Raw genomic sequence first — 14,811 nt, 5'->3', positions numbered from 1 at the left:
GCTCGCGCGAGGTCAGCGGTCGTTCCACTTCGGCGGGCGCTTCTCCATGAACGCGGAGACGCCCTCGCCGGCATCGTCGGCCAGCACGTTGAGCGACAGCTGCGACGCGAGGAACTCCAGCGCCGCGGGCAGGGGCAGGTCCTCCGCCGTGAAGAAGGCGCGCCGGCCCAGGGAGAGCACCGCCTGGCTCTTGCCGGCCAGCTTCCCCGCCAGCGCCGCCACGGTGGCATCCAGCTCGGCTGGCGGCACCACGCGGTTGAGCAGGCCCAGCGCCAGCGCGTCGCGCACGGGGAGCCGGTCTCCCGTCAGCACCAGCTCCAGCGCCCGCTTGCGGCCCACGTGACGCTGCAGGAGCGCCATCATCATCATCGGGAACAGGCCCACGTCGATTTCGGGCGTGCCCAGGTCCGCGCCCTCCACCGCGACGGCCAGGTCGCACGCGAGCACCAGACCCAGGCCGCCCGCCAGCGCGTGCCCGTTGACGCGCGCCACCGTGGGCTTGCGCGCCTCCTGGAACCGGCTCAGCAGCTTGCCGTAGGAGCGGCGCCCCTCGTGGGTGGCGAGGAAGCCCCCGTCGCCCACCATCTGCCCCAGGTCTCCGCCCGCGCAGAAGACCTTCTCGCCCGCGCCGGTGAGCACCACCACGCGCACGGCGGGGTCCGCATCCGCGCGCTCCAACCCGTCCATCAACGCCTTCACCACCGTGGGCGACAAGGCGTTGCGCGCCTTGGGCCGGTTGATGGTCAGGGTCGCTTGGGGGCCTTGGACTTCGTAGAGGACTTCTCCGACGACGGCTTCTCCGGCTTCCATGCGGCGCTCTCCGCGCCTGGCGACGCGTCCGCCAGCACGCCATGAAGGAAGGTATCGGCGATCTGCGCCTTCGCCCGCTCCAACGCCTGCGCATCCCGTGAGTCCGCAAGCCCCGTCACGAAGGCCGTCAGCCCCATCTCAATCGCGCCGAACAGCAGGGCGGAGGACAAGAGCGGGTCCGTGTCCGCGCGCAGCTCTCCCGCCTCCTTCGCCCGGATGAACAGCTCCGAGCTCAGGCGGATGGCGTCCACGAAGGCCGTCTGCCGGTTGATGCGGGAGCCCGCGGGACTCCGGGCAATCTCCAGGATGAGGACCTTCACCGCGCGCGGGTCCACCCGGTACGCCTCGAAGGCCACGTCCACCACGCCGTGCACCTTGGCCGAAAGCGGCCCCTCCCCCTCCACCACCGCGCGCACGCGCGTGACGAAGCCGCTCCAGCCCGTGTCGAACACGGTCTCGAGCAACTCATCCTTGTTCTTGAAGTAGTGGTAGACGAGGCCGTAGGCGACTCCCGCCTCCTTCGCCACGTCAGCAATCCGGCAGCCGTGATAGCCCTTCCGGGCGAACACGTCGATGGCCGCCCGAAGGATGGTCCGGCGGCGCTCGCTCTCGCGATTCCCGTTGTCCGCCGCCGACTTGCTCTGGGCCACGACGTCCTCCACCGACTGGTTGATTCTTCAATCAGCCGGCGGGACCCTACGAACGCGGGCCCCCGGGGTCAATGGGTACTTCTCCGGGGGGCCCGCGCGAGACAGCGGACTAGAGCACGTCGCCCGTCACGACGGGCGCGGTGACGGACACCTTGTGCCCCTCGAGCTGGGCGGCGGTGTACGTGCAGGTGGCTTCCGTCTTCCAGACGACGGGCGCCGGGAACGGCCCGGGCTGCGGCTCCTGGGTGACGTCATGCTTGTCGCTGATGAGGTAGCGCTCCACGCTGTACGACGGGTACGTGAGCGGAATCTGCCCGGTGATGAAGGGGTCGACCTTCACCGGCCCCTCGGCGCCGCCGGTGCAGCCGTCCGACTCCGAGTTCTGGGCGATGTGGTTGTACCAGGGGTCCGACACCAGGAAGGTGGCGCCGGCCGAGCCGAAGTGGGTGATGTGGACGTTGGTCGCCGGAGGCGCCGGGGAGATCTGCCGCACGGTGTCCGCCTTGTCCAACTCATGGGGCACACCCGTCCAGAGGATGCGCTCCTGGACCCAGATGTTCGTGGACGCGTCATAGGTGCCGTTCTTGCCGTTCCACCGGCCATCGCCGTTGGTGTCGACGAAGCGCTCGCCCGGGTCCCACGTGCCGTTGTCGTTGTTGTCGACGAAGGGCTCGGTCAGGTCCACGAAGGCCTCGCCTGTGTCCCACTGGCCGTTGTTGTTGTCGTCGTCGAAGGCCTCTTCGCCCGTGGTGACGGCGATGAGGGCGACCAGGTTGTCGCGCGGGTTGTTGATGATGCCCGGGCGGATGGGGTCGGCGCGCTGGGGCTCCGGACGGTTGATGAACGGCTGGGGCGGGGTGTTGTAGGCCGCCAACGGGCTCTGATCCCAGAGGAAGGGCTGCATCCACAGCGGGGCCAGGTACTCGCCGGTGTGGGTGGCGTCGTTGGTGGGCGTCCAGGAGAACTCGCCCGGCGCCACGTCATCCGGCAGCGGGAACGAGGTCTTGTAGAGGACCTCCGCGCTGCCCACCACGTCCGTGGTCGTCGTGGACGTGGGGCCGATGGTGCCCGCCTCGGTGAGGAAGGAGACCTGCGCGCCTTCGATTCCATCGCCGTTGCGATCAGCCACGTGGGCGAAGCAGCGCACCTTCACGCCGGCGATCAGGTTGCGCGCCTCGTCCCAGGCGCCAATGGCGTGGTGCAGACCGGACCCGTCACCGGACCACGAGCCGCACTGGAACGTGAACTGACGGGAGCTGGAGTCGGTGCCCGCGAAGCTGATGACCGGGGAGATGACCGACTTGGCCTCCGCACCCGTTCCCGCCGACGCGACGACGACCACCGAGGCGACGCGGCCTCCTCGGGCGACCACCTGCATGGAGACGATACCGTCGCCGGGGTTGGTCGTCCCCACCGCGGGAGAAATCTCGACACCCGGTACCGGTGACTGGAGGGTGAAGGTCACCTGCGTGCCGGCTTGCGCCATGCCTCGCGAGTCCACCGCGCGGAAGCGCAGGGTGGTGATTTCTCCCAGTCGCGGCCGAGCCGGAGACTGATCCACGAACTCAAGCGTGGCAGGAGCTGGCGAAGAGCACGCCAACAACACCATGCTCGTAAAGGCCACAAACGAGGCCAGACCCGGACGCATCAGCGACGACTCCTTGACGAAGAAGGAAGCGCGCTGTGCGCAAGCGGCGCACAGCGCATCTCCATCATCTTCCCGGTCAACCTACCGTCCAGTCAAGGACAGGACAGGAAGACCTCGGGGCCCCTTGCGTCCAACCAGGGGCCCCGAAGGTGCGATTCAGGCGACAGTGCCGCTGAACATCACCCGGGCGACCCCTAGCAGGCGGTCCACGTCCCGTGCGGTGAGGCCCCGGGCGCGCGCGAAATCAGAAAGAGGACGCAGCAGGTCCTCCGTCTGGGCAAGGGTCTGCTCCGTTCCCGTGAAAAGCTCTCCAAGGCTGACGCCGAGGGCGTTGGCCAGGGCGGCGAGCGTTTCCACGTGGGGCACACGCTCTCCACGCTCGATCATGGAAAGGAAAGAGACGCTGATCTGAGCCCGCTCCGCGAGCTCCTCCTGCGTCCACCGCTCCGGCCTCTGCGTACGAAGCTCGCGGATGCGCTGGCCGATTCGTTTTCCGAGATCCGACACGAAGTACTTCTCCTGGCTGCTTGGGGTTTGTGGAACCACCATGCACATGGGGTGATTCCTAGCCGCCCGAACCGAACGACCCGACACCGGCGACGCTGACATTGACATCGGAAAATTCCAACCGATTGTCACGCCGCAAAGTCACAACCCCTTCGATTCGCCAGCAGTCACACGCTGGTCCATACGACACGCCCAGTGTCTGCTGGGCGAAGGGCTTGAACTCTTGAGTTGTTTGATCTTGGTAAAGGGGCTGCACCAGAGCTTCGTACCGCACCCCGAGGCCAAATCCGAGCCTCAAACGCGCACCCGCGATGAGTGCCTGGGCCCGCTCGGCCGAGGGGATACCGGGCGTTTCCCGGGATACGCCGCCTACCAGGGCATCCAGAGGGCGCCGGATGGCATCTGGCCCCTGGGCGAAGGGAGATTCGCCGCTATCAATGGCGAGCTGGCGGGTGGTGAGGATGTCGTCGTAGCGGGCGTACAGCGCGGTGCCCTTGCCGTTGTCGATGGTGAAGTCCGCGCTGAGCTGGGTGATGCGACCGGACCGGGGGTCCATCCGGACCAGGCCCCCCGCGTTCAGCACGCCGGCGCTCACGCTGAGGCGCGCGAAGGTGTCACGCAGGACCGGCTCGGGGTCTCCCAGCTTGTTCGCGGCCGGAACATACCGCGTCAGGTCGAAGCCCTGGCCGATTCTCAGCCGGATGGGCTCCCGGACCAGGGCGCCCGTCTTGATGCGCAGGGACTGGTCCACCGCGAGCACGCCCTGGAGGAAACCCCGGGTGGAGCCGTCGAGCGCGAGCGGCACGGCGCGATCAATCTCGTCGTAGGGCTGGGCGAGCCCGTCCTCCTCGGCGCCCGCGGACGGCACCCTGCCCCACCCGCCCGGCACGTAGCGCAACTCCAGGGAGGGCGCGAAGGTGTGGCGGTAGCTGGTCTTCGTGCCCGTCCAGGTGCGGCTCCACTGCGTGTCCAGCAGGAGCCCGCCGATGGGGTAGCCGCGCTGCCAGGTCTTGGCGGAGTACTCGCCGGCCCACACGTCCTGGCGCAGCGACACGGACGGCGTCACGCGCGCGACGTCCCCCAGCGCCACGGAGGTGGCGAGGCGCGACGTGAAGTCGATGCGGTCCCTCGCCTCCCTGTCTCTCGTGTCGAAGAGGCCGTTGGCCTGGCCGGGGTCCACCACGCCAACGGGGACACCGAGGGGAATGAAGTTGCCCTCGCGGCGGAAGATGCCGTCGACCCCTTCGTCCCCGAAGCCTCCCTGGATGGGGGCCTGGCGGGTGAACTCGGCGCGCAGCCCTCCGGTGAGGCCCCCCGCCAACGGGCGCTCGGGCAGCGCGAAGATGAGTCCGGGCAGCCGCTGGAAGGTGCGCGGCGCGGGCAGGTCCGGCCGCAGCGGGTCCACCGCCGCCGGCACGCGGTTGTCCTGGAAGAAGCGATAGGGCCAGCGGATGTCCTGGCGCAGCACCACATCCAGGCCCGCGTAGGAGTCCTCCTGGCGCCGGAAGACGGTGGCGGTGCTGCGCAGGTACTCCAGCCCCTGGACGATGATGTCGGCGGTGAGGTCGCGCGTGTAGTTGCCGTCAGAAACGAACGACGCGTCCACCCGGTCGTACCAACCGGAGCCCAGCTCCTGGAAGTGCTGCCAGGAGGCCTCGCCGCGCAACCCTCGAGGGGTATCGATGATTCTCGCGATCCCGTTCGGATCCACCGGATAGCGGAAGAAGTCCGGAAACAGGCTCGCCGGGTTCAGCCGGGGCCGTGAGTCGTACAGAAACCCGAGTGTGGCACGCCCCCGCGTCCGCTCGCTGGGCACGTAGCGGAACTCCGTGAGCAACCGGGGGCCCTTCACGCCGTTGGGCCGCGGTTCCTCGTAGGTAATCGCGTTCTTCGTCTCGGGATCTCCATCGGGGTCGCGCTCCAGCTCCAGGAGCCCGCCGCCGTTGAAGTAGCCCGGCGTGAAGGTCATGTCGTAGCTGCGCCCCAGCGTGAGGAAGAAGGGCTGCTGCAGGCCCAGGCCGTTGAGGCTGGAGTACTGGGGGCTGGGGATGAGGAAGCCCGTGCGACGCTCGGCCAGGGGCAGGTACACCCAGGGCAGCGCGAAGATGGGGACGGACTGGATGTAGACGACGGGCCAGGTGAGCGTGGCGCGCTCGCCGAGGATGACGTTGGCGGAGCTGGCCTCCATGCGCCAGGTCGGCGTGCCGGGGCCGCACTCGCACGGGGTGAAGGCCAGGTCGTCCACCACGAAGGCGTTGGGGCCGGTGCGGCGGATGCGCGAGCCACTGAGGATGATGGGCGTCTCCCCCATGGCGCGCAGCTCCTGGGGCGTCTTCGCCGTGAGCAGCGCGTCCTGGGTGACGCCCTTCTTCTGCATGAAGAGGCCACCCTTGAGCGTGGCCTCGAAGGTGCGGATGTCCACGCGCACGTCGTCCGCCACCGCGACCATGCCGTCGGGACCCACGAACATGACGTTGCCGGTGGCCGTGGCCACCTGGTTCGTCTCGTCGTACGTCACCTCGTCCGAGCGCAGCAGCATCTCCCCGGTGCGCAGCTCGCAGTGGCCGCGCGCGGTGAGCAGCTGCTTGTCGGACTCGTAGGTGAGGAAGTCGGCGGCCAGCTCCACCGTCTCGCCGGAGGGGAGCTGGACCTGGGTGGCGAGCGGAATCTGCGCTGACGCTACGAGCAGCGCTGCGGCGAGCGGAACGAGGAGGCCCATTCAGGGGTGCAGGGTATGCCGCGCCACGGCCGCGCGGTCGCCCTTATCACCGAGCCGGGCGCTGAAAATCCAACGAAATGACGTTGCCGTCCTGCTTCGCCTGCACCGGGGCCTGCTGCCGGAGCTGGATGGTGACGCGCACGTCGCGCCCGGACGCGTCGGCCTCCACCCGCGTGACGGGGGAGTTGAAGTACGACGTGTCCAGCGGCCGGGTGTTGTTGCTCAGGTCGATGCGGCTGTTCTCCAGCTCCAGCACCACCGCGTTGCCCTGCTCGCTCACCGTGTAGCGCGCCGGCTCGTTGGTGCGGATGAAGACGCGGGAGACTCCGGCCTGCTGCTGGAAGCCCACCAGCGTCATCGTCTTGCGGCGCGACGACACCTCGGACGAATCCGAGCCGCTGGCCACCTCGCGACGCGGGCGGGGCGTGGCGGCGGCCACCCGCTCCTGCTGGCGACGCTCGCGCTCGGCGCGGGCCTCCTCCTCACGCTGGCGGCGGGCCTCGGCGGCCTCCTCCGCGGCGGCCCGGGTGGCGGCGCGCTTCTCCTCGGCGGCCGTCTTCGCGGCGGCGAGCGCCTCCGCCTTCTGGCGCTTCCTCTCGTCCTCGGAGGACGCAGCGGAGGCACGACGCTCGTCGGCGGCGGCCTGCGCGGAGGCGCGGGCCTCCTCTTCCTGGCGCTTGCGCTCGGTGGCGGCGGCCTGCGCGGAGGCACGGGCCTCCTCTTCCTGGCGCTTCTTCTCGTCGGCGGCGGCCTGCGCCGCGCGCTGCTCATCCTCACGCTGGGACGTGGCGCGAGCCTCGGCCTCCTGCTGGCGCTGGCGCTCCGCGTCCGCATCCTGCCTGGCGCGGGCGGTGGCCTCGGCGGCGGCCTTCTCCTGCGCCTGACGGTCGGCCTCGGCGCGGGCGGTGGCCTCGGCGGCGGCCTTCTCCTGCGCCTGACGGTCGGCCTCGGCGGCTGCAGCGGCCTTGGCGGCGGTGCCATCATCCGTCGTGGGCTTCGCGGCGGGCTCCGGCTGAGCGGTGGGGGCCTGTGCCACGGCCTGCCCGCCTCCGCCGACGACCTTCACGACGAGTTGGGTGTCGGTGGCCTGGATGTCCGTCTCCACCTCGCGCTCGAAGCCGATGAGCACGCGGGCGATGGCGGAGTCATCCGAGCCGTAGCTGGCGGTGCGGATGCCCGTCACCGTGCCATTGCCCACCTGGGTCTCCTCGGGGACTCCGGAGAAGACGGCCTCGGCGATGTCGATGACGAGCCGGGGCGGGTCCGTCATGGTGAAGGTGGTGAAGTTCGCCTTCTTCGAGCCGGAGATGGTCACCGTCCCGCCATTCACCTGCACGCCGGTGATGGTGTTCAGGTTCGCCGGAGCCTGCGCGAGCGCCCAGAAGGGCACGAGCACCACACCGAGCAGCCACACCGCAGAGGCCTTCATCGAACCACTCCCCTTCAACGTTGACAGTGGGCGGGGATGCTACCACGCGCGCCTCACCCTCCAACTTTCCAGCCACACGGCCCTCAGCGCAGCCGCGGCAAAGCGGGCGCTCGGTGACGGTGCGTCCGGGCGTACTCGATGAGGTTCTTGATGTCGTAGCAGATCTGCCGGATGTCGTGCCCCATCGTCAGCTCGATGTGGCTGTTGCCCTTCACCGGACGCCAGAGGAGGTACTCGCTCTTGGCCGCGCGATACACGCTCCGGGTGGACTCCACCGACGCCAGCGGGTCCATGTCCCCGAAGATGATGGCCATGGGGATTTGAATCTTCCCGAAGCCGCGCTTGAAGTCGTAGCCGGTGCGGTAGCAGACCATCTCCCCGCGTCGAATCCAGCGGGCGAATTGCTCCAGCACCTTGCGCGGCTCGCGCTCCCCGCCCTCGCGCAGGAGCCAGCGGATGTCGTCCGAGCCCACGCGCTCCGGATTGATGAGCCGGTTCATCCGCGTCGTCAGTTGTTGATACAGCGGAGAGTCCTCCGCCTTGCCAATCTGCCGCTCGACGAACTTGAGGATGAGGTCCACCGGCATCGCGTTGAAGCGGAGCTTGCGGCGCGACTCCGGCTCCAGCTTCTTGCCCAGCTTCGCGTTCACCGTGCCCACGCCTCGCGCGAGCACCTTCCGGCCCAGCCCCTCCACCTCGCCGCCCAGGTTCAGCCCCGCGAGCGTCAGGTCCACCATGCCGCCGAGCATCGGCGCGCCGTGCGCCACCATGCGCAGCAGCATGAAGCCCCGGCCCAGGTCCGCCGGAGCGCCGATGGTGATGAGGCCCTCGAAGTCGTCGTGGATGCCGGTGTAGCCGTAGCCCAGCATCCCGCCCATGGAGTGGCCGCAGTAGAAGATGCGCTCGCGGCGGGTGATGCGCTTCACGCCGGAGACGGCGGCGGGCAAGTCGTAGAGGAAGTAGCTGTCGATGTCCCAGTCGTAGTCCAGGTCCGGAGGCAGGGGGCGCTTGAAGCGCTCGGCCCGCTCCTTCTGGAAGGCGATGGAGCTCTTGCCGTGCCCTCGCAGCTCCAGGATGTGGATGTCCACGCCGAAGAAGAGGAGGTTCTTGACGAACTGGCCGCTCGTCCACGTGTGCCGGTTCTGGGAGAAGCCGTGCACCAGCAGCAGCGGCTCACCGAACAGCGGCTGGGCGAAGGGCTGCTTCACCGGACGGTAGCGGGTGATGACCAGCGACCAGCCATCCGCGGTCTCCACCACGTACTTCGTCTTGGAGTAGAGCGCCCGGAAGTCGACTTCGTCGATGGAGGGGATGGCGGGTCCCGTCGTCGTCGCGGCTCTCCAGTCCGGCAGGCGCATATCTTGAATCTACGGCGGCTGATGCAGCGCGCCAAGGATTCAGTCTGGTTGCTCACATGTCTTGCCCGGGCGGAACGGAGGACCCACCCTATGAGGTCATCCCGTCAAGGCTCGCCAGCCGACGCCTGGCCCCCTGGGGCCGGGCAGCGTCGTCCAGCCCTCGCGCGGTGGCCCTTCAGGGCGCGGAGGTCCGCTCCATCCGGGCGCGCACCATGCCGACCAGGAAGAGCGAACCGGTGCAGAGCACGATGCCATCCATGCCCGCGCGCCGCCGCGCTTCCGCCAGCGCCGCATCCACGTCGGGCCAGGCGGCCACGTCGGGAGTCAGGGCGCGCGCCTCGTCCAGATAGGCCGCCGGTGCGAGCGAGCGTGGCGTGTCCAGCGGCGTGAGTTGCACGGAGGCACACGCGGGAAAGAGGGCCCGCATCATCGGCCCCCGGTCCTTGTCCGCCACCACGCCGAAGACGCAGTGGACGGGGCGGCCCGCGTAGAGCGCCCGCAGGGACGCCAGCAGCACGGCCACACCCGCCGGGTTGTGGGCGCCGTCCAACAGTACGGTGGGCCCCTGCCCTGCCTCCTCCAGTCGACCCGGCCAGCGCGCCGAGCCCAGCCCCGCCCGCGCCGCGTCGGCGGTGACGGCGACACCTCGCGCATCGAGGGCCTCCAGGCAGGCCAGCGCCACCGCGGCGTTCTGGACCTGATGCGGTCCGCGCAGCGAGATTCGCAGGCCCTCCAACCGCCAGCCCGGTCCCCTGTAGGTGAGGCCGCCGTCGTCCAGCGTGTCGGCGGAGAAGTCGCGGCCCTCCACCCAGAGCGGCACGCCCAGGGCGCGCGCGTGGGCCTCGATGGACTCCAGGGCCTCGGGCTCCTGCCGGGCGACGACACACGGCACGCCGGGCTTGAGGATGCCGGCCTTCTCACCCGCGATGGAGGCCAGGGTGTTGCCCAGGTACTCCATGTGGTCGAAGGAGACGGGGGTGATGGCGGTGACGAGCGACGGCGCGGCGGTGGTGGCATCCAGCCGTCCGCCCAGGCCCGTCTCCAGCACCCCCACGTCCACACCCACTCGCGCGAAGTGCCACAGGGCGACGACGGTGCCGAACTCGAAGTACGTCATCGGCTCGGCGACGGCGGACGGGTAGCGCTCCAGCACGTCGAGGATGGCGCGGCCGAAGTCCGCGTCGGAGATGTCCTCGCCGTCCACGCGGATGCGCTCGTTGATGCGCACCAGATGCGGGGACGTGTAGAGGCCCACGCGGTGGCCGGCGGCCTGGAGCGCGGTGGCGGCGAAGGCGCAGGTGCTGCCCTTGCCGTTGGTGCCCGCGACGTGGAGCACCGGGAAGCGGCGCTCCGGATGGCCCAGGGCGGAGAGCGCCTCGCGCACGCGCGTAAGCCCCAGCTTGATTCCGGAGGGGTTGAGGCGGGAGAGGAAGCCCAGGGCCTCCTCCGGTGTGCGGGGCGCGCTCATGCCAGGGACGCGAGCCGCGCGGGTTCAGCCCAGCAGGCCGAGAATCTGCCCGAGCTTCGCGCGCAGGTCCTTGCGGTTGACGATGCTGTCGATCATCCCGTGCTCCAGCAGGAACTCCGAGCGCTGGAAGCCCTCCGGCAGCTTCTGGCGGATGGTCTGCTCGATGACGCGCGGACCGGCGAAGCCGATGAGCGCCTTGGGCTCCGCGATGATGACGTCGCCCAGCCAGGAGAAGGACGCCGCCACGCCGCCCGTCGTCGGGTGCAGCAGCACGGAGATGTAGGGCTTGTTGCCGGTGCGGAAGCGGGCGATGGCCGCGGACGTCTTCGCCATCTGCATCAGCGAGAAGATGCCCTCCTGCATGCGCGCGCCACCGGAGGCCGAGAAGATGAGCGCCGAGCACTTCAAGTCATGCGCTCGCTCGAAGGTCCTCGCCACCTTCTCGCCCACCACCGAGCCCATGGAGCCGCCCATGAACTCGAAGATGAACGCGCCCACGGAGACCTGGTGGCCGGCGATGCGGCCCACGCCGGAGACGAAGGCGTCGTTCTCCTCCAGGTTCTTCCGCGTGGACTTCAGCCGGTCCTTGTACTTCTTGGTGTCACTGAACCCGAGCGGATCCTGCGGCTCCAGCTCCTTGTCGAACTCCTCGAAGCTGTCCGGGTCCAGCAGCGTCGCCAGCCGCGCGCGCGCGTTCCACGGGTGATGGTGGTCGCAGTGCGGACACACCATCCAGTGCTTCTCCAGCTCCTGCCGGTAGATGATTTCGTCGCAGTTCTCGCACTTGGCCCACAGGCCCTCCATGCGAGACGGACCAGGCTCGGGTTGCTGCTGGGTGTCGACGGCGATGCGGGGCTTCTTCGAAAACCAGGCCATGAGAGGCCGGGGGTTAATCCGACCGTCCCCGCCCGTCAACCGTTCCGTGTGGCGCGCCGCGTCGTCCGGCGGCTAGAACTCGAAGGTGTCGTTCAGCTCCAGGACTTCCACCGGCATGCCCGCCAGCTCCTTCTTGAGCTGGGCCACGAAGGCTGGCTTGAGGTGGTAGAGCATCACGGAGGTCCCGTTGCGCTCGAACTTCTGGAGCTCCAGACCCAGGGTGTGGGGCGTGAGGTGGCCGGAGATGTCGGCCAGCGACTGGAGCGCGTTGGGGAAGGACGTCTCCAACAGGAGCGCCTTGAGGTCGCGCGTCTGGTTGAGGGCCTTCCAGAGCTTGTCGGTGGGCCCGGTGTCGCCGCTCATGGCGAGCGACGACTTCCCGTTGGAGATGATGAAGCCGCAGGACTCCACCGGGTGGCTCACCGGCACGCTGCGCACGGTGTAGGGCCCCACCTCGAAGGTGCCGCCGGCGCGGAACGTCTTGATGCGCAGGACGGGGTTGGCCTTGGTCGGGATGCGGGTGAAGTCCGGCCAGAGCGCGTTGTTGAACATGTTGTCGCGCAGGGCCTTGGCACACTCGCGCGACGCATGGATGGTGACGGGCTTGTCGCGGCGACCAATCACGAGGTCCGCCATCAGCGGCAGGTCCTTCACATGGTCGAAGTGACTGTGGCCCACGAGCACGTGGTCCACCCGACACAGCTCCTCCAACGAGAGCGTCCCCGTCAGTGCGCCCGCATCGAGCGCCAGCACGTCATCGACGAGAAAACACGTGCTCTTGCACGTGGGGAGCTCGCCACCGTGGCAGCCGAGGACTCGGAGCTTCACCTAGAGGTCTCCGAACTTCCACTTCATCTCCAGGTATTGGAGGAAGTCGTGGAGTTTGGCCGTGTCATACACGGTCACTCTGTCACCACTGCGTGAGATGAGGCCGGCCCGGATCATCCGGTCCAGCACGTTGCGCACGGCGGGCTCGCCCACGCCGAGCTGGCGGGGCATCTCGCGGACCACGAAGTCGATCTCGGTGCCCTCTTCGGACGGACGACTCCGGGTCTGGGACAGCAGGATGATCTGATGGACGACCCGGCTGGCCGGATCATTGTGGAGCAGGTTCTCGATTTGAGCGTCCGCCTCGGAGAGCCGCCCGGCCAGCGTCTTGATCATCCGGACGGCGATCTCGGCATTGCCGCGGATCATCGCCTCGAACGTCTTGGGGTCGATGACCAGCAGGCGAGCGTCCTCGTTGACGACCGCGGACGCGTTACGGGGCTTGTTGGAGATGATCGCCATCTCGCCGAAGAATTCTCCGGCCCCCAGCACAGCAAGCGTCTTCTCCACGTCGCGCACGCGCTTCGTGATGGAAACCTTGCCCGCCTGGATGACGTACATCTCCCGGCCGGCCTCTCCCTCGCGGAAGAGCTCGGTGCCCTTTGAGAATTCCTTGCCGAAACGTTGAAAGAGGGTTTCCTCGGCGCCCATCCTGCGAGGAGTCAATCAGCCCCTCCCCCCCCGGTCAAATTCCCTGTTGTGCGGTTCAGTGGGACAGCGGGTGTGTGCAGGCGTCCGCGCCTCAAACCCGACACCCTCTTTTCGCTGGCCGAGACAACGGGCGCGCCGGCCGATAGAAGGCCGCCCGTGGGAACGACCTACAAGCAGTCCGGAGTGGATATCGAGGCCGGCGACGCCTTCGTCGACCGAATCAAGCCCTTCGCCGCGCGGACGATGCGTCCGGAGGTGGTGGCGGGCGTCGGCGGTTTCGGGGGGCTGTTCGCCCTGCCGCCGGGCAAGTACCGGGAGCCGGTGCTGGTGGCGGGCACGGACGGGGTGGGCACCAAGTTGAAGGTGGCCTTCTCCGCGGGCCGGCACGGCACGGTGGGCATCGACCTGGTGGCCATGTCGGTGAACGACATCCTCACCTGTGGCGCGGAGCCGCTGTTCTTCCTGGACTACTTCGCCACCGGGCGCCTGGAGGTGGACGCGGCGGCCGAAGTCGTCAAGGGCATCGCCCTGGGCTGCGAGCAGGCGGGGTGCGCGCTCCTGGGCGGAGAGACGGCGGAGATGCCGGGCTTCTACGCGCGAGGCGAGTACGACCTGGCGGGCTTCTGCGTGGGCGTGGTGGAGCGGTCGGCCATCATCGACGGCAAGAGCGTGAAGCCGGGTGACGCGCTCATCGGGCTGACGTCCTCGGGGCTGCACAGCAACGGGTACTCGCTGGCGCGCAAGGTGCTGCTGGAGGACTCGAAGCTCGCGCTGGACGCGACGCCCGAGGGCCTGGGCCGCCCGCTGGGTGACGCGCTGCTGGAGCCCACGCGCATCTATGTGAAGGACGCGCTGGCGCTGTTGGCGGAGGTGAAGGTGAAGGGCATGGCGCACATCACCGGCAGCGGGATTCCGGGCAACCTGCCCCGGTGCCTGCCGGATGGGACGCGCGCGGTGCTGAGCGAGAAGTCGTGGGTGAAGCCGCCCATCTTCGACCTGATTGCGAAGCTGGGCAGCGTGGCCCGGGACGAGATGTTCAACACGTTCAACATGGGCCTCGGCCTCATCGTCGTGGTGGCCCAGGAGGACGTCGCGAAGGCGCTGGAGGTGCTGCGCGCTCGGGGCGCGGAGGCCAGCGAGGTGGGCCGCGTGGAGGCGGGCCAGGGCGAGGCCACGGCGGTCATCGAGCCATGAGCGGACGGCGGGTCCGGCTGGGCGTGCTCGTCAGCGGCAGCGGGAGCAATCTCCAGGCGCTGCTCGACGCGTGCGCTCGCGAGGACTTCCCGGCCGAGGTGGCCTGCGTGGTGTCGAACGTGCCCACCGCCTACGCGCTCGAGCGGGCTCGCGCGGCGGGGGTGCCGGCCGTCGTAGTGGACCACAAGGCCCACGCCTCGAAGGTGGAGTTCGAGGCGGCGCTGTTGGAGGCGCTGCGCGCGGCGGGTGTGGAGTGGGTGTGCCTGGCGGGGTTCATGCGGCTGTTGAGCGCGGACTTCCTGGGGCGCTTCGCGGGCAAGGTGCTGAACGTCCACCCTTCCCTGCTGCCGTCGTTCCCGGGGCTGCATGCGCAGCGGCAGGCCCTGGAGCGGGGCGTGAAGGTGGCCGGGTGCACGGTGCACTTCGTGGATGCGGGCACGGACACCGGGCCCATCATCGGGCAGGCGGCGGTGCCGGTGCTGCCGGATGACGACGAGAAGAGCCTGAGCGCGCGCATCCTCGTCGAGGAGCATCGGCTCTATCCGTTGGCCGTGCGGCTCGCGGTGACGGGGCAGGTCGCGATGGATGGGATGCGCACTCGCGTGGCGGCGGTGGCGACGGCGGGAGAACTGGCGCTGCGCAGTCCCGGGGCCGTGAAGTGACGGGCTCGCGA

13 protein-coding genes are annotated in these 14,811 nt (G+C 69.1%); 2 read left to right on the top strand and 11 right to left on the bottom strand.

Features of this window, described 5'->3' with window-relative positions:
- Positions 1–12 precede the first annotated feature (12 nt).
- The 11 genes from G4D83_RS30970 to G4D83_RS30920 all read right to left on the bottom strand — a co-directional run bounded on the left by G4D83_RS30970 (position 13) and on the right by G4D83_RS30920 (position 12,944).
- Positions 13–810: an enoyl-CoA hydratase/isomerase family protein gene (locus G4D83_RS30970; RefSeq protein WP_163868458.1), complete on the bottom strand. Its 798-nt coding sequence runs from the start codon at positions 808–810 to the stop codon at positions 13–15.
- A complete protein-coding gene (locus G4D83_RS30965; RefSeq protein WP_176434990.1) occupies positions 744–1,460 on the bottom strand; it encodes a TetR/AcrR family transcriptional regulator in 717 nt (238 codons plus the stop codon). The genes G4D83_RS30970 and G4D83_RS30965 overlap by 67 nt, the downstream gene beginning before the upstream one ends.
- A gap of 109 nt (positions 1,461–1,569) precedes the next feature.
- Positions 1,570–3,108, bottom strand: a complete 1,539-nt coding sequence (locus G4D83_RS30960; protein WP_163868456.1) for a hypothetical protein — start codon at positions 3,106–3,108, stop codon at positions 1,570–1,572.
- A gap of 156 nt (positions 3,109–3,264) precedes the next feature.
- Positions 3,265–3,663: a helix-turn-helix domain-containing protein gene (locus tag G4D83_RS30955; RefSeq protein WP_240356768.1), complete on the bottom strand. Its 399-nt coding sequence runs from the start codon at positions 3,661–3,663 to the stop codon at positions 3,265–3,267.
- 10 nt (positions 3,664–3,673) lie between these two features.
- Positions 3,674–6,334: an LPS-assembly protein LptD gene (locus tag G4D83_RS30950; RefSeq protein ID WP_163868455.1), complete on the bottom strand. Its 2,661-nt coding sequence runs from the start codon at positions 6,332–6,334 to the stop codon at positions 3,674–3,676.
- 46 nt (positions 6,335–6,380) lie between these two features.
- Complete coding sequence (locus tag G4D83_RS30945) at positions 6,381–7,763, bottom strand: AMIN domain-containing protein (protein ID WP_163868454.1); 1,383 nt, start codon at positions 7,761–7,763, stop codon at positions 6,381–6,383.
- An 83-nt stretch (positions 7,764–7,846) separates the two neighbouring features.
- Positions 7,847–9,121 carry an alpha/beta fold hydrolase gene (locus G4D83_RS30940; RefSeq protein ID WP_163868453.1) on the bottom strand — a complete coding sequence of 425 codons (1,275 nt, stop codon included), beginning with the start codon at positions 9,119–9,121 and terminating at the stop codon, positions 7,847–7,849.
- A gap of 175 nt (positions 9,122–9,296) precedes the next feature.
- The gene (locus tag G4D83_RS30935; protein WP_163868452.1) at positions 9,297–10,589 is read right to left on the bottom strand and encodes a bifunctional folylpolyglutamate synthase/dihydrofolate synthase; all 1,293 of its coding nucleotides are present in this window, start codon (positions 10,587–10,589) and stop codon (positions 9,297–9,299) included.
- A 24-nt stretch (positions 10,590–10,613) separates the two neighbouring features.
- Positions 10,614–11,465: an acetyl-CoA carboxylase, carboxyltransferase subunit beta gene (accD, locus tag G4D83_RS30930; protein ID WP_163868451.1), complete on the bottom strand. Its 852-nt coding sequence runs from the start codon at positions 11,463–11,465 to the stop codon at positions 10,614–10,616.
- A 72-nt stretch (positions 11,466–11,537) separates the two neighbouring features.
- Complete coding sequence (locus G4D83_RS30925) at positions 11,538–12,293, bottom strand: MBL fold metallo-hydrolase (RefSeq protein ID WP_163868450.1); 756 nt, start codon at positions 12,291–12,293, stop codon at positions 11,538–11,540.
- Positions 12,294–12,944, bottom strand: coding sequence for a Crp/Fnr family transcriptional regulator (locus tag G4D83_RS30920; protein ID WP_163868449.1), 651 nt, complete (start codon positions 12,942–12,944; stop codon positions 12,294–12,296).
- Positions 12,945–13,100: 156 nt separating this feature from the next.
- Here G4D83_RS30920 and purM point away from each other — a divergent pair, with 156 nt between their 5' ends.
- Positions 13,101–14,138 (top strand): phosphoribosylformylglycinamidine cyclo-ligase, encoded by a 1,038-nt coding sequence (gene purM / locus G4D83_RS30915; RefSeq protein ID WP_163868448.1) that lies wholly within the window; start codon positions 13,101–13,103, stop codon positions 14,136–14,138.
- Complete coding sequence (gene purN, locus G4D83_RS30910; protein WP_163868447.1) at positions 14,135–14,800, top strand: phosphoribosylglycinamide formyltransferase; 666 nt, start codon at positions 14,135–14,137, stop codon at positions 14,798–14,800. The genes purM and purN overlap by 4 nt, the downstream gene beginning before the upstream one ends.
- Positions 14,801–14,811 lie beyond the last annotated feature (11 nt).

It is taken from the genome of Myxococcus eversor, assembly GCF_010894455.1.
GTDB classification, from domain to species: Bacteria; Myxococcota; Myxococcia; order Myxococcales; family Myxococcaceae; genus Myxococcus; species Myxococcus eversor.
The sequence above is the reverse complement of the archived record's forward strand: the minus strand, read 5'-3'. Positions and strand labels throughout refer to the sequence as shown.